Below are 15,064 nucleotides of genomic sequence, written 5' to 3' on the forward strand. Positions count from 1 at the left end.
CCCGCGGGGCGCCCCGCGCCCGGCTACCTCCCGCGGCGGACGGGGCGGCGGCGCAGGGCCGCCAGCACGAGCACGGAGAGCGAGCCCGCCACGGCCGCGGCGGCCACCAGCAGAAGCGCGCCGTCGCCCGTCTGGGCGAGCGCGATCAGCTGCGGCACGAGGGCGTCGCCCTTGTCCTTGCCGCCCGCGCCATCGGCGCCGCTGCCGGAGCCGGATCCGCCCTGGGTGCCGTCTCCCGAGCCGGAGCCGTCGCCGCCTCCCTGGGAGCCGTCACCGGCTCCACTGCCACCGTTGCCGTCGCCCTCACCGTCGCCGCCCGGCTTGTTGCCGCCATTGCCGTCGTCGCCGTCATCCCCGCCGGTGCTGTCGTCGCCGTCGTCATCCTTCGGCTCGTAGGGCTCGCCGCCCTCGAACTGGACGTACACCTCGTGCGGGCCGTCGACGTCGTCGAAGGTCACCTCGCCCTTGTCCACCAGGTCGGGCCGGGGCTTTCCGTCCACCCACACCATCACCGGGGGCTTGCCGCCGTCGCCCTCCCAGGTGACGGTGTGGCTGCTGCCGCCGGGGACGTGGACGGGCGGGGCGACCTCGCCCTTGCCCGACCCGCCGGTGGACACCTCGTGGTAGCCGGCCGGGGGCTTGTCGGGCAGCGTCTCGGGCGGCGCCGCGGCCAGCACCACGCGCACGGTGTGGTCGGCGTCGATGTCGTCGAAGGTCCAGGAGCTGTCCTTGGGCAGGGGCACCGCGACGCCGTCCACGTAGACGGCCTTCACGACGCTGCCCTCCTCCACCGTCCAGGTGACGGTGTGGCTGGCGCCCTCGCCGACGGTGACGGCCTCGGAGATGGTGCCCGCGCCGCCGCCGATGGAGGTGCTCACGTTGAAGCGCCGGTCGGCGTCGGGGTCGGCCACGCTGAACACCACGTGCACCTTGTGGTCGGAGCGCACGCCGTCGAAGGTGAAGGCGCCCGCGGCGGCCACCCGCGCCCGCGCCATGCGGGCCGGAGACGCCAGGCTCGCCGTCGCGGGGCCGGCCACCAGGTCGGGCCGCTCGATGCCGTCCACCTGGACGCGCAGCACGTCCTCGTCGGCGTCGGCCTGCCAGGTGACGGTGTGGGACCCGTCGTAGGCGACGGAGGCCGACTTGCCGGCCGTGCCGTTGCCCTCGCAGGTCACGTCAATGGAGTAGTAGCCGGTCGCGTCGAGCGTCTCGGCGGGCTGCACCGACACCACCACGCGGTGGTTCTCGGCGATGTCGTCGAAGGTGATGCTCGTGCCAGTGAGCAGGTCGTCGCGGGGCACGCCGTCGACGTGCACCGACGCCACGCGCCAGCCCGCCGCCGCGGCCCACTCCACCGTGTGACCCGAGCTGTGGGCCTCGAGGTTGCGCATCGAGCCGGTGATGGTGCCCGGGCCGCCGTAGATGGAGGTCTCGATGGCGTAGAGCGTATCGCGCACCCGCTCCTTGGCGGTGAGCACGACCTGCACCCGGCAGTTCTCCCGGATGGCCGCCACGGGAAGCGTGCAGGTCGCCCCGCTTACCGCGTACTCCGACGGGTCGAGCTCGCGGCTCACGTTGCCGCGGGTGACGATGACCCGGTCGATGAGGTAGCCGTCCCCGACGCGCCAGGTGACGGCCTCGGTGGCGCCCTCCTCGACCGTGGTGCTCGGCGATATGGAGCCCGCGCCGCCGACGAGGGACGTGGAGAGCAGAAGCGACGGGTCGTCCGCGTCGGGGTCGTCGGGCTTGGGCGGGGCGGCGTCCTCGTCCTCGAAGGTCACCTCCACCACGTGGTCGGCGTCGACGTCTTTGAACACCTCGGTCGGGGGCGCCTCGGGCGCCGGCTTGCCGGGCTCGCGATCGAGGGCCTGGGCGGCCCGGTCGTAGACGAGCCTGCCGTCCACCACCACGCGGGTGACGCGGGCGTCGGCCGCGGGCTTCCAGCTCACCACGGCATCCGCGCCGCGACCCACCACCTGGGTGTCCGTGACGGCACCCGGGCCGTGCTTGACGGTGGTGATGGTGAACAGGTCGGCCGCCGTGCGCACCTCCACCGAGTGGTTCGACGCGATGTCCCTGAAGCCGAGCGAGCCCGCGGCCGCCGCGTAGGGCCGGCCGTCGACGAGCACCTCGATCAGGCGGAAGCCGGGGGCGAGCGTCCAGGTCACGTCCGCGCTCGACCCCTTGAGGGCGTTGGCCGTGGGCGTGATGAACGCCACGCCCTCGTCGCCCTTGGTGGCGATGCGGAAGACGTCCTGGCCGGGATCGGGCTTGCCACCCGGCTCGTCGGAGCCGGCCGGGTCGTCCTCGGCGAAGGTCACCATCACCGCGTGGTCCGCGCCGGCGACGGGCAGGTCGAGGGAGTCGGCGGCGAGCAGGTCGTCGCGTATCACGCCGTCCACGACGACGGCCGACACGCGCCAGCCCGCGGCCGGCTCCCAGGTGATGCGCGCGGTGCCGTCGGCGTCGAAGAGCCCCGTGGGCGCGTGCTGACCGGTCACCTCGACGGTGCCCTGGCCCTGCTGCGACGCCGTGACCGGGTAGCGCGGCACGTCCGAAGACGTCTTGGTCTCCACGAGCCCCAGGTCCTCGATGACGAAGTCGGAGTGGACGCCATCGCTCTCATCGACGTAGGCGCCCTTGAGCGAGGCCTGGTTCACGTATTCCTGGTAAGTCTGTGTGCCCTTGGCCGTGCCCTCGAAGACGATCTCGAAGTAGCCGCCCGGCTTGATCTTCTTCATCTTGGCATCCGCGGGCGTCTTCACCACCACGGAGTCGTCGGTCAGCTCGGCGACGAAGAGCTCGAAGTCCGCCTCCGCGCCATAGCCGGAGTAGTAGCGCGCCGTTACCTTCGCGCCCTCCGCCTCGCTGTTGAAGATATGAGCGAACGCCGGGGCCTTCACTGTGATGGAGGCGTTCTCCAAGCCCAGGTAGGTATCATCCCTCGAGATGTTCACCGCCTTCACCGTGGCCTTCAGGCGATCGCCTGCCTGGGCGTAGTCGCTCTTCAGGCTGTAGCCCGCGTCGGCGGAGGAGTACTGCTGGGTGAGGTTGGTGACGGTGAGCGAGGTCTCGAACGTCGGCGTGAGGATGTCCGCTGCCAGGCCGAGCGCGCTCAGGAGCGTAGGCGCGTCCGAGGTGGACACGGTGGCCTTCACGGATTCCTCGCCTCCGTCGAGCACCTTCTTGTCGCCAGAATCGCCGAAGCGGAGCCTGTCGAGATCGACGAGGGTGAAGTCGGTGTTGTAGGTGTGCGTGTTTGCGGCTACGTTATCGTTCTTGCTCGTATCCGCCGCGGTGGACGCCTTCGTTCCGCTTGGGCCGGGATTCGTGGACACGTCGCCGTCCTTGTTGAAGATGCGGAAATAGAAGAAGTGCTTGAGGGGGAAGAGCGTCTTGCCCGTCTCGTCCACATAGCGCACGGAGGCGGGCGCCGAGGAGTCGACGCCGAGGTTGAGCTTCTGGAAGCAGTCCATGTCGGTGCCATCCAGCGAGGCAAGCACCTCGCCGGTGGGATTCGGGGCGATGCTGAGCCCGTCGCCCGAGATGGTGGCCGAGGCAGGGGTCGTATTGCTCACCGACGTGCCGCCGAGCATGAGGCGCACCATGCGCACGGGGGCCGCAGCGTCCTTCTCCACCAGGACGAGCTTCCAGGCGCCGAAGTAGTCCGACCCGTAGCTGGCGCTGAAGTCGCTCATCGCCGTGAAGGGGATGTTGACGGCGGTATAGGAGCCATAGCCCTGCTTCTTGACGAATGACGTCACGTCGAAGAAGCAGGATGCGCGCGCGTGGGTAGTGCCCGCGGTGTCGACGAAGATACGGTCCGGGTAGTAGTGGACGACGGCGCCCTGCGGCCCCTTGAGGCCGAAGCCGAACTTGCTGAGCGGGTACTTGGCCCCGCTCCCCTTGTCGCTGACGAAGTAGGAGCCATGCTGGCTGGCGGTCACGATGAGGTAGGCCGCCATGATGTTGTCGGTCGAGCCACCCTCGGGGGCCTCGAGGATCGCCGAGCTCGAGTTCGTCCGCGTGGCGGCCGTCGTCTCGCCGCCGACCTTGGCGCCGCCTTCCGACCCGAGCGCGGGAAGGAGGGCCTCGGCGGCGGGGTCGCTGCTCTTCGGCTGGCCGATCTTCGCGTCGTACTTGCCGAACACGTTGGTGTTGCCGGCGATGTTGAAGCGGTAGGGACCGACGAAGGTGAGGTTGCACAGGGGGTCGAGGGACGGGTCCTTCCCCTTGGCCTCGGCTCCGAAGGTGTCGACGTAGACCATGGCCGCGCCCGGCGTGCCCACCACCGTCACCGACGGGTCGTCGTGGGGCGTGGGGTCGGCCAGGGCCACGGCGGGCACGAGGCCCGCTACCAGGGCGAGCGAGGCCAGCAGGCACGCCGCCCGGTGGGCGAGGCCACGACCCTCAGAATGACGAAGGGGGGGGGTAGTCGATTTCATGGCGCTTGTCTCCCGTCGACGGCTGCCCACTGCCGATTGCCGCGGCGGCGGGGCATGCGTTCCACCAGCCCCGAGGAGCCTGGTGCCTAAACGCTAATTTAACCGCAAATGTGACGGAAGCGCAACAAACGGGTAACGGAAGCGCGTCGGCGATCCAGAAGGATTCGATCGTAATCGAAACGATTGCCGAAAGGGGCGCGGGATTCGACCATGATCGTCTCCTTCGGCCCTGCGCGTCTCGCTCGCCTGCCCGGCGCCCGCCGGGCGCGCTACTTCCTCTTGGGGTAGTCGAGGCGGCGGGCCAGGACGTAGAGGACGACGGCGGCGGCCAGCAGGAGCGCTATGGTGGCGCCGCGGCCGATGGAGAGGTCCTGGTAGCCGATGGCTAGGACGAGGACGCCGAAGACGCCCATGGTGGCGCAGAGCGCCGCCAGCCAGCGCAGGTAGCGGGGGCTATTCCCCATCGCGATCACGCCCCTTCCTCACGTCGCGCACCACGTCGACGGCGTGGGCGTGGCGGACGCGGTCGGCCGGCGGGCGCCAGGACCGGTCCTCCGCGGCGCGGTAGGCCCGGGCCGCCGCCGAGCGGTCCGACACCCGGATGGCGTTGACGTGCCCGTCCTCGAACTCGCGCGCCCAGGCGCTCTTGGGCGGCATCCACGCCACGGCGAGCGCCTCGCCGGCGGTGCCCGCGATCATGGCCAGCGCGTTCGCCCCGGCCGTGTCGCCGGGCATAAGGGCCATCCCCGCCGCCGTCGCCGCGGCGCCCAGGGCGAGGTAGCCGCCGAGCGCGTAGCCGAGCGCGCGCCAGGGGCCCGCGTCGGCGTAGGTCATCCCCAGGGCCACCGCCACGGCCACGATGAGCTCCAAGGTGGGCGCGAGCACGCCGGAAAGCGGCAGGGCGCCCGCAAGCCCCAGGGCGAGGAAGGCCAGCAGCACGCCGGCGAGGGGCACGGCCAGGCGCCCGAGGCGCGCGCCGAAGCCCAGGGCGGCGGGCTCGTCGAGGCAGCGAGTGCGCACGAGCCGGCCGTGGGGCGCCCGCAGCGACCCGCGCGGCGCGGGCCGGCCGCATCCCGCCAGCTCGCCGAGGCGCACGAAGGCGAGCCCGCACGCGGCGGCGATGACGACGATGGCGGCTATCACCATGTTGGCGGTCACGGCCCTCCCCTTCCGACGGCGATTCTGAATTTTCCGTAGCTAATAGTAGCCCAGCGCCCGGGGGAATCGGGGAAAGTACGCCGATTGTTACAATAGGCGCAGACCAGACCGACGAAAGCGAGATGCCGTGAGCGAGACCAGCCAGACCGTCCCCTACCTGACCCTCGACCCCGAGGTGGAGGCCGCCATCCGCGCCGACCGCGCCGCCGGGCGCGCGCATCCCCTGCGCTTCGACGACGCGGACGTGGCGCGCCGCGAGGCCAACCCCCACGACGAGGCCACCCTCACGCGGCCCGCCTTCGCGCGCGACATCGAGAAGATCCTCAACATCCCCGCCTACAACCGCTACGCCGACAAGACCCAGGTGTTCTCGTTCGTCCAGAACGACGACATCTCGCGTCGCGGGCTGCACGTGCAGCTGGTGAGCCGCATCGCGCGGGGCATCGGCGGGCTGCTCGGGCTCAACGGCGAGCTCATCGAGGCCATCGCGCTCGGCCACGACGTGGGCCACACCCCCTTCGGCCACGCCGGCGAGCGGTTCCTGTCGCGCTGCTACCACGAGCGCACGGGCCGGTGGTTCAACCACAACGTCCACTCGGTGCGCGTGCTCGACGCGCTGTACCGGCGCAACGTGTCGCTCCAGACCCTCGACGGGGTGCTCTGCCACAACGGCGAGTTCGCCCAGCAGGAGCTGCGCGTGGGGGACGTGTCCACCTTCGCCCAGCTCGACGGGCTGGTGGAGGCCTGCGCGTCCGACGAGCGGGTGATCGGCACCCTGCGCCCCTCCACCCTGGAGGGCTGCGTCGTGCGGGTGAGCGACATGATCGCGTACCTGGGCAAGGACCGCCAGGACGCGCTGGCCATGGGGGTGCTCGACTCGCTCGACGTGTTCGAGAGCGACTACATCGGCGTGGACAACGCCCGCATCATCAACAACCTCACCGTCGACATCGTCAACCACAGCTACGGCACCGACCGCATCGCGATGTCGCAGGAGGCCTTCGCCGACCTCAAGCGGGCCAAGCGCCAGAACTACGAGGAGATCTACCTCAAGGAGGGCATGGTCGACGGGGCCGAGAACGTCGTGGAGGAGATGTTCGCCGAGATGTACGCGCGCCTCATCGACGACGTGCGCGCCGGCGACGAGTCGTCGCCGGTCTTCCGGCACCACGTCGCGCGCCTCACCGCCACCTCGCGCGACCTCGACGCGGCCGCCTACCTGGCCGAGGGCCCCGACCAGGTGGTGGTCGACTACCTGGCGTCGATGACCGACGGCTACTTCACAGCCCTGCACGACCACCTGTTCCCGCGCTCGGGGCGCGCGGTGGCGCCGCGCGGCTACTGCTTCGACCTGGACTAGGACGGCGCGCCCGCCCGCCGCCGGCGGCTAGAGCAGGCCCTCGGGCTCGAACCCCTCATCCACCCCGTGGCACGACGGGTCGTCGGCCGCGGCGGTGGCCAGCTGGTCGCAGCGCTCGTTCTCGGGATGGCCGGCGTGGCCCTTCACCCACACGAAGCGCACGTCGTGGGGCTCCTTGGCCGCGAGCAGCCGCTTCCACAGATCGACGTTCTTCACCGGCTCCTTCTTGGCGTTTCTCCACCCGCGCCTGAGCCAGCCGTCCACCCAGCGCTGGTTGAACGCGTTCACCACGTACTGCGAGTCGGAGTAGAGCGTCACCGAGCAGGGGCGCTTGAGGGCCTCGAGGGCCGTGATGGCGCCCAAGAGCTCCATGCGGTTGTTGGTGGTGCGCGCGAATCCGCCCGAGAGCTCCAGCTCGCGCACCTCGCCGCTCGCCAGGCGGCAGCGCAGCACGGCGCCGAAGCCCCCCGGGCCGGGGTTGCCGCGGGCGGATCCGTCGGTGTAGATGTCCACGTCCATGGGCCCTCCTTCGGGCGATTAGGTCGGCTGGGAGGCGGCGCGCCCGCCCCGGTCGGCGAGGCGCGGCCCGGCCTCAGCGGGCGGTGGGCGGCAGCTCGCGCTCGACGCGCTCGCCCAGGTCGATGAGCTCCTGGCGCGAGCGCACCCCGCACTTGGCGTAGATGCGCCGCATGTGGGTGTCGACGGTGTTCTTCGATATGAACAGCTCGGCGGCCATGCGCTCGCTCGTGCGCCCGCGCAGGGCGAGCGGCAAAAGCTCCGCCTCGCGCTTGGAGAGTCCCGCGTCGGCCGCGATGCGCCGGCAGGCCTCCTCGAGCCGGTCGGTGCGCTCCACCGCCACCGACAGCGCGCGCAGGTCGCGGTCGGTGAACAGGAACAGGTAGGCGTAGAGCACGGCGATGCCGGCCAGGGCCACCACGGCGAAGGGCGCCTCGCGGCCGAGCGGCAGCCCACCGAGCGCCAGGCCCGCGCCCAGGCCCGCCAGCTCGCCGGCAAACAGCGCCGAGAACCCGCGGGCGAAGGAGAGCGCGGCGTCGCGGCCGGTGAGCCGCCCCATCACCAAAAACAGCGAGATGAGCGCCACGAACACGCCCAGGTAGCCCGCCAGCGCCACGGCCTGCCCCGGGATGCCGGGGATGCCGAGCAGCGGCACGAGCAGAAAGCCGCCCATCATGAGCAGGACGGCCAGGCGCCACGCGCCGTCGAGCGGGCCGGCGTCGGCCGCGCCCGCGACGGGCAGGACCGCCCGCACGCCGGCCAGGGGGCGCTCGCCGTAGAGCTGGAGCGCCGCCAGGCAGTAGAGCACGAAGAAGAAGAGGGTGGGCGCGAGCGAGCCCGCCGCGTCGCCGCCGAGGGCGAGCGCCTCCACCGCGCCGGCGGCCACGCCGTAGACGGCGGTGCCGGCGAGGATGCGGCCTGTGAGGCGCCCGGCGTCCCCGTCGTCGGCGGCGTCGGACGGGCGCACCTCGCCCGTTGCGGGCGCGGCCCCCTCCCCGCCGCCGGCCTCCTCGGCGCCGCCCAGGGCGCGCAGGGCGCCGGCGCTGCCGAGCGGGAGCAGGTAGAGGGCCGCCGGCGCCGCCTCCACGGGCACGGCGACCGCGGCCAGGCACACGGCGGCGCCGAGCGCCGAGCCGATGAGCACCTCGGGCACCGACTGCTCGATGGGCGCGCGGCCGAGCACCCGACCCCACGCGCACAGAAGCAGCGCCGCGGGCACCCCCACGAGCACGCCCTGGGCCGCGGCGATGACCGCGCCCGGCAGCGAGCCCAAGGCGCCCAGGACGGTGACGCCCAAGGCGAACAGGACGAGCGGCACCCCGCACGTCACCACCAAAGACGAGGTGAGCCGCGCCAGGGCGCGGCGCGGCGCGGGCCGCGTGAGGGCGAGGAAGGCGGCGATCATGCACAGGGGCACCGCCACAAGCGAGCCCCAGCGGGCCTCCGGCGCCGAGGCGCCGGGCACGCCCAGGTAGAGCAGGGCCAGGAGGAAGGCCTGATTGCACGCGAACCCCAGGATGGACGCCCGCGCCTGGCGCACGCGCTCCCCGTCTGCCGTCGCCACGGCCATCCCCTCCTCCCGCAGAAGCGCCGCGGGACCAGGTCCGCGCGGCGCGTCGTCACGTCACATGGCGCGGCGGGCCCGTGCCCGCCGGCTCTGGCCATGGTATCAGACGCGCGAAGGCGCCGGCCCTGCGGGCGCGGCGCCTTCGGCGAATCTCTACGGAAGCGGGCCGCCCCGGCGCGGGGCGGGCGGGAAGGCTAGTCCTCCTCGACGGTGACGACCTTCTTCACCACGCGCTTCTTCTTGGGGGCCTCCGCGGCGCCCTCGGCGATCTTGGCGGCGGGCTTGGCCGGGGCCTCCTCCACGACCTCCTCGACCACCTCGGCCTCGGGGGCGTCGTCCTTGCCGGCGCCCATGCCGTCGCGCAGGCTCTTGACGGACTTGCCCAGCGCGCTGCCGAGCTTGGGGAGGTTCTTCGGCCCGAAGATGAGCAGGACGACGACGAGGATGATGACGAGCTCGGGAACGCCAAGGCCAAGGATCTTCATGGGTGTTGCTCCTTCTTACGTGGGAGGGCGGCGCGGGCCGTCGGGCCGGGCGCCATGCTTATCGACAGGCGGCATCATGGCACGCCCGCGGCCGCCGCGCTATCACGCAAAGCCGTGATTTTCCCGCGCACGGCCCCTTCCGCGGTGTCACGCAAAGCCATGACATCCGCTGTTTTACCAGGTCAAGAGCTGTCACATACATTCGGGGACTAAAAAAGGGCGCCCCGGGCCGGAGCCCGGGGCGCCCTTCGAGGCCGTCGGAGCGCGTGCCCTACAGCATCGCCTGGATGACGATGAACAGCGGGCTGAAGGTGAGCGCCACGATGGTCATCAGGTTGATGAGGATGTTCATGGACGGGCCGGAGGTGTCCTTGAACGGATCGCCCACGGTATCGCCCACGACGGCGGCCTTGTGGGCCTCGGAGCCCTTACCGCCGAAGTGGCCCTGCTCGATGTACTTCTTGGCGTTGTCCCACGCACCGCCGGCGTTGGACATGAAGATGGCCATGAGCATGCCGGTGGCCACGGCGCCGGCGAGGAAGCCGCCGAGCATGGCCGGGTTGAAGCAGCCGATGGCCACGGGGACGATGATGGCCAGGATGCCCGGGGTCATCATCTCCTTGAGCGCCGAGGACGTGGAGATGGCCACGCACTTGTCGTACTCGGGCTCGGCCTCGTACTCCATGATGCCCTTGATCTCGCGGAACTGGCGGCGAACCTCCTCCACCATGGCGTGGGCCGCGCGGGACACGGCGCCCATGGTGAGGGCGGCGAACATGAACGGCATCATGGCGCCGATGAAGATGCCGGCCACGATCAGCGGATCGGTCAGCGTCAGCTCGAAGTCGGGGATGGCGTGGTGCATCGTGGCCTGGTAGGACACGAACAGCGAGATGGCGGACAGGCCCGCCGACGCGATGGCGAAGCCCTTGGCGATGGCCGCGGTGGTGTTGCCCACGGCGTCAAGCGCGTCGGTGCGGTCACGCACCTCCTCGGGCAGGCCGGCCATCTCGGCGATGCCGCCGGCGTTGTCAGCGACCGGGCCGTAGGCGTCGACGCCGATGGTGATGGCGGTGTTGGAGAGCATGCCGGTGGCGGCCAGGCCGACGCCGAACAGGCCCACGGCGATGCCACCCTCGAGCGAGGCGTTCGGGAATGCCATGTTGCCGAACGTGAACGCGCCGATGATGGCGAGCGCCACCAGGACGATGGGGGCGATGGTGGACAGCATGCCCGTGCCGATGCCCTCGATGATGACCGTGGCGGCGCCGGTCTCGGCGGCCTCGGCGATCTTGTGGACCGGCTTATGATGGTCGGAGCAGAAGTACTCGGTGATCTTGCCGATGGCAAGGCCCGCCACCAGGCCGCAGATGACGGAGCCGAACAGGAAGATGGGCTGCGCCTCGACGGACTGGGACTGCCAGACGGAGAACAGCGCGAAGATCACGACGATCTCGATGGCCGCGGCCAGGTAGGTGCCGCGGTTGAGGGCCTTGTGCAGGTCGGCGCCCTCCTTGGTGCGAACGGCGAACAGGCCGATGATGGAGGTGATGATGCCACAGGCCGCGATGACCACGGGGGTCACGATGGCCCACACGAAGTCGCCGGTGCCGAAGTAGCCGCCCAGCGCGCCGAAGGTGACGGCGAGGATGGTGGGGGCCAGGATGGAGCCGGTGTAGGACTCGAACAGGTCGGCGCCCATGCCGGCCACGTCGCCCACGTTGTCGCCCACGTTGTCGGCGATGGTTGCGGGGTTGCGCGGGTCGTCCTCGGGGATGCCGGCCTCGACCTTGCCCACCAGGTCGGCGCCCACGTCGGCGGCCTTGGTGTAGATGCCGCCGCCCACGCGGGCGAACAGGGCCACGGCCGACGCGCCGGTGGCGAAGCCCTCGACCATGCCGATGTTCTCATGCATGAGCACGGGATCGAGCACGTTCACGCCGAACACGAGGAAGATGAGCCACAGCGACAGGCCCATGAGGGCGAACGACGCCACGCACAGGCCCATGGTGAGGCCCGACTTGAAGCTGACGTTGAGCGCCTTGGCCACGGACTCCTCGGCCGCGTAGGCGGTGCGGGTGTTGGCGCGGGTGGCCACGTGCATGCCCACGTAGCCCGCCGCGGCGGACATGACGCCGCCGGTGACGAAGGCGAGCGCGGTGACGGGGCTCAGGGCGACGGCCATCACGATGGCCACGACGACCATGAAGATGATGAGCAGCTTGTACTCGCTCATGAGGAACGCCTTGGCGCCCTGCTGGATCTTGATGGAGATGCTGTTCATCTTGTCGGGACCGGGGTTCTGCCTGAGAACCCAGTTCCCGAGGTAGGCTGCCACCAGGATGCCGACGAGGGCACAGATGGGGGCGAGCCAGGCTACTTGTGTAGTCACGGACCTTTCCTCCTTGGGGTATGAGCTTTCGCTTCGAGTACGCAGATGCGGTCTTCGGGCCTGGCATTCGGGGCCGGAAAATCGCAACTGCGCCATTTTAGGGGACTTGGAGGAATTGTGAAGGGGCATCCGCCCCTTTTCCGGCCCAAAGCGCCGCCGGGGCGCCGGGCGGCGGGGGCTGGAGGGCGCCGCGCAGGGGCGCGCGGCGCGTCCTGGCCTACAGGTCGTCGCGGACCTGCTGGATATTGGCGGTGATGGTGGCCACCAGCTCGTCGGCGTCGGCGAACACGCGCATGGGGCGCAGCCACTCCACGAACTCGACGGTGACGTCCTGGCCGTAGATGTCCTGGTCGAAGTCGAGCAGGTGGGCCTCGACGGTGGCGGTGGCGGCGTCGGCGAAGGTGGCGGCCACGCCGACGTTGACGGCGGCCCTGTAGCGCCGCCCGCCCACGGTGGCCCAGCACGCGTAGACGCCGTCGCCGACGGCGCGCAGGCCGTCGGGCACGGACAGGTTGGCCGTGCGGATGCCGAAGCCGCGCCCCTCGCCACGGCCCGGCTCCACCGTGCCGGACACCGCGTAGGGCCGGCCGAGCAGCGCCGCGGCCTCCTCGACGCGTCCCTCGGACAGAAGCCCGCGGATGCGCGTGGCCGTCACGGGCGCGCCGTCGTCGGCCAGAAGGTCGTGGCCCGCCACGGCCATGCCGCGGGGCGCGCCCCACGCCTCCAGGTCGGCCACCGTGCCCGCCCCGCGCGCGCCGAAGCGGAAGTCGGCCCCCACGTGCAGCTCGGCCGGCACGGCCGGCCCGAGGAAGCGGTCGAGGAACGCGGTGGGCTCGAGCGCGGCGAACTCGGGCGTGAAGGGCAGCACCACCACGGCGTCCACCGGCAGTGCCGCCAGGGCCGCGATGCGGTCCTCGTTGGCCATGAGCTTGCGGAGCGCGCCCGGGCGGAACAGCTCGTCGGGATCCACGTCGAAGGTGATGACGGCCGAGCGCCCCCCGCGCGCCCGCGCCGCGTCGGCGGCCGCGCCGATGATGTAGCGGTGCCCCTGGTGCACGCCGTCGAACACGCCGAAGGCGCAGCACGCCCCGGCCAGCGCCGCCTTGGCCTCCTCGCCTGATCCCTTCCTAAATATCCGCGCCACGGATGACCCCCGTCGAGAAGACGCACCGCGGCCGGTAGCGCCCGCGGTCCTGCTCGTATTCGTAGACGGCCGCCAGGCGGTTGCCGGCGACCAGCGACACCAGCTCGCCGCCGCGCGGCGGCTCGCAGCTCTCGCGCACCCCGGCCGTGCAGGCGCACAGCTCGGCGTCCGGCCCGCAGCTGCGCCGCTCGCAGAGGCGCAGCGCCTCGGCGGGGATGGGGTTGCCGTTGGCCAGCAGGCGCGCGGCCTCCCCCTCGGCGTAGGCGAAGCGCAGGCCGAGCAGGCGCACCGGGTCGAGCGCCGCGCGGACGCCGATGTCCTCGAGCACCTCGAGCGTCACGCACTCGTCGAGCCCGATGCGCCCGGCGGCCGTGCGGCGCAGGGCGCCCACGTGGGCCGGGCAGTCCAGGGCCGCGCCGATGTCGCGGGCGAGCGAGCGGACGTAGGTGCCCTTCGACACGTGGAAGGCGATGTCCCACGACACCGGCTCGGACCCGTCGGCGCCGTTCACGGCGAGCAGCTGGGCGCCGTAGACCTCGATGTCGCGCGGCTCAAGGCTGATGATGCGCCCCTTGCGCGCCTCGTCGCACGCCTTGCGGCCGTCCACCTTGATGGCGGAGTACACCGGGGGCAGCTGGCGGTGGCGCCCCACGAGCGAGGCGGTGAAGACCGAGGCGAAGAAGGGGTCGGCCAGCTCGTCGGGCACCGGGGCGGTGCGCGTCACCGCGCCGTCGGCGTCGTCGGTGTCGGTGGCGGCGCCGAAGGCGACGCGCACCTCGTAGCGCTTGTCGTCGCCGGCCAGGTAGGCGTCCAGGCGCGTGGCGGGCCCCACGCACACGGCGAGCACCCCCGAGGCGAGGGGGTCGAGCGTGCCGGCATGGCCCACGCGCCGCTCGCCGAAGACGCGCCGGCAGCGGTTCACCACGTCGTGGGAGGTCATGCCCGAGGGCTTGTCGACGGCCACGACCAGCGACAGCCCCAACTCGCCGCGCCTCATGCGCCCTCCCCCGCCGCCGCGAGCGCGGCCACGCGCCCGCGCAGGAGCGCCACGGCGTCGTCCAGGGGCGCGTCCAGGGTGAACCCGGCCGCGGCGACGTGGCCTCCCCCGCCCAGCTCGCGGGCGAGCGCGGCCACGTCGGTGCCGTCCTTGGCGCGCAGGCTGCCGCGCACCTGCCCGTCCTGCTCGCGCAGCATGCAGGCCACGCGCACCCCCGCGATCGAGCGCAGCACGTCGATGAGCGGCTCGGCGTCGGCGCGCACCGCCCCGGCCGCGGCGAAGTCGTCGAGGGAGAGCCAGCTTACGGCCCCCGCCCCGTCGGCCACAAGCTCCATATGGTCGATGGCCGCGGCCTCCAGGCGCACCGAGGCCGCGCTGCGGTTCTGGTACACCTCGCGCGCCACCCGGCCCGGGTCGGCGCCGGCGGCCACCATCTCCGCGGCCGCCGCGAAGGCCGCCGCGTCGGCGTTCTGGTACTGGAAGCGCCCCGTGTCGGTCATGAGGCCGGCATAGGCGCAGGTGGCGATGGCCGCGTCGCGGTCGACGCCGAGGTGGACCGCCAGCCGCCACACGAGCACGGCCGTGGCGGCCGCGTCGGGGTCTGTGTAGCTGAGCCGGCTCATGGCGTGGGGCACCGCGTGGTGGTCCACCGTCACGGTGAGGGGGGCGGCGCGGCGCACGGCGTCGGCCGCGCCGAGGCGCTCGGGCGTGGGCACGTCGACGGCCACGAAGCACTCGACGTAGTCGCCGAAGCCCGCCGCGGGCATGAGCGTGTCGGCGCCGGGCAGGAAGGCGAGCGTGCGCTCGACGGGCTCGTCGGCCGCCAGCAGGCAGAAGACGCGCTTGCCGAGCTTGCGCAGGGCGCCCGCCAGGGCGAGCTGGGACCCGAGGCAGTCGCCGTCGGGGCTCACGTGGCCGCAGATGGCCACCGAGGAGCAGCCCATCAGGGCCTCGGCGATGCCCTCGAGGGTGGTGTTGGTCTGGGGCGTGACGGTCACGG

General features: G+C 72.0%; 11 protein-coding genes. 1 reads left to right on the plus strand and 10 read right to left on the minus strand.

Annotated features, from left to right (window positions below):
* Window positions 1-23 precede the first annotated feature (23 nt).
* The 3 genes from LPT13_RS06510 to LPT13_RS06520 all read right to left on the minus strand — a co-directional run bounded on the left by LPT13_RS06510 (window position 24) and on the right by LPT13_RS06520 (window position 5,603).
* Window positions 24-4,445, minus strand: a complete 4,422-nt coding sequence (locus LPT13_RS06510; protein ID WP_242164796.1) for a hypothetical protein — start codon at window positions 4,443-4,445, stop codon at window positions 24-26.
* 269 nt (window positions 4,446-4,714) lie between these two features.
* Entirely contained in the window at window positions 4,715-4,909 is a 195-nt protein-coding gene (locus LPT13_RS06515; RefSeq protein ID WP_242164797.1) for a preprotein translocase subunit SecE, read from the minus strand.
* Entirely contained in the window at window positions 4,899-5,603 is a 705-nt protein-coding gene (locus LPT13_RS06520) for a hypothetical protein (protein WP_242164799.1), read from the minus strand. The genes LPT13_RS06515 and LPT13_RS06520 overlap by 11 nt, the downstream gene beginning before the upstream one ends.
* 127 nt (window positions 5,604-5,730) lie before the next feature.
* Here LPT13_RS06520 and LPT13_RS06525 point away from each other — a divergent pair, with 127 nt between their 5' ends.
* Entirely contained in the window at window positions 5,731-6,963 is a 1,233-nt protein-coding gene (locus LPT13_RS06525; protein ID WP_242164801.1) for a deoxyguanosinetriphosphate triphosphohydrolase family protein, read from the plus strand.
* 27 nt (window positions 6,964-6,990) lie between these two features.
* Here the strand turns inward: LPT13_RS06525 and rnhA are convergent, their stop codons facing one another.
* The 7 genes from rnhA to LPT13_RS06560 form a co-directional block, all read right to left on the minus strand.
* Window positions 6,991-7,482: a ribonuclease HI gene (gene rnhA / locus LPT13_RS06530; RefSeq protein ID WP_242164803.1), complete on the minus strand. Its 492-nt coding sequence runs from the start codon at window positions 7,480-7,482 to the stop codon at window positions 6,991-6,993.
* 73 nt (window positions 7,483-7,555) lie between these two features.
* On the minus strand, window positions 7,556-9,043 hold the full coding sequence (locus LPT13_RS06535) for a helix-turn-helix transcriptional regulator (RefSeq protein WP_242164805.1): 1,488 nt from the start codon (window positions 9,041-9,043) through the stop codon (window positions 7,556-7,558).
* Between the two features lie 197 nt (window positions 9,044-9,240).
* The gene (gene tatA, locus LPT13_RS06540) at window positions 9,241-9,531 is read right to left on the minus strand and encodes a twin-arginine translocase TatA/TatE family subunit (protein ID WP_242164807.1); all 291 of its coding nucleotides are present in this window, start codon (window positions 9,529-9,531) and stop codon (window positions 9,241-9,243) included.
* A 271-nt stretch (window positions 9,532-9,802) separates the two neighbouring features.
* Window positions 9,803-11,923: a sodium-translocating pyrophosphatase gene (locus LPT13_RS06545; RefSeq protein WP_242164809.1), complete on the minus strand. Its 2,121-nt coding sequence runs from the start codon at window positions 11,921-11,923 to the stop codon at window positions 9,803-9,805.
* A 217-nt stretch (window positions 11,924-12,140) separates the two neighbouring features.
* Entirely contained in the window at window positions 12,141-13,067 is a 927-nt protein-coding gene (gene ribF / locus LPT13_RS06550; protein WP_347264053.1) for a riboflavin biosynthesis protein RibF, read from the minus strand.
* A complete protein-coding gene (truB, locus tag LPT13_RS06555; RefSeq protein ID WP_242164812.1) occupies window positions 13,051-14,064 on the minus strand; it encodes a tRNA pseudouridine(55) synthase TruB in 1,014 nt (337 codons plus the stop codon). Before truB ends, ribF begins: the two co-directional genes overlap by 17 nt.
* Complete coding sequence (locus tag LPT13_RS06560; protein ID WP_242164814.1) at window positions 14,061-15,062, minus strand: DHH family phosphoesterase; 1,002 nt, start codon at window positions 15,060-15,062, stop codon at window positions 14,061-14,063. The genes truB and LPT13_RS06560 overlap by 4 nt, the downstream gene beginning before the upstream one ends.
* Window positions 15,063-15,064 lie beyond the last annotated feature (2 nt).

The organism is Adlercreutzia faecimuris (genome assembly GCF_022669055.1).
Classification (GTDB): domain Bacteria; phylum Actinomycetota; class Coriobacteriia; order Coriobacteriales; family Eggerthellaceae; genus Enterorhabdus; species Enterorhabdus faecimuris.

Coding starts and splice junctions, on each gene's coding strand:
- truB (WP_242164812.1), bottom strand. CDS start 14,064: ATGAGGCGCGGCGAGTTGGGGCTGTCGCTGGTCGTGGCCGTCGACAAG.
- tatA (WP_242164807.1), bottom strand. CDS start 9,531: ATGAAGATCCTTGGCCTTGGCGTTCCCGAGCTCGTCATCATCCTCGTC.
- LPT13_RS06515 (WP_242164797.1), bottom strand. CDS start 4,909: ATGGGGAATAGCCCCCGCTACCTGCGCTGGCTGGCGGCGCTCTGCGCC.
- rnhA (WP_242164803.1), bottom strand. CDS start 7,482: ATGGACGTGGACATCTACACCGACGGATCCGCCCGCGGCAACCCCGGC.
- LPT13_RS06510 (WP_242164796.1), bottom strand. CDS start 4,445: ATGAAATCGACTACCCCCCCCCTTCGTCATTCTGAGGGTCGTGGCCTC.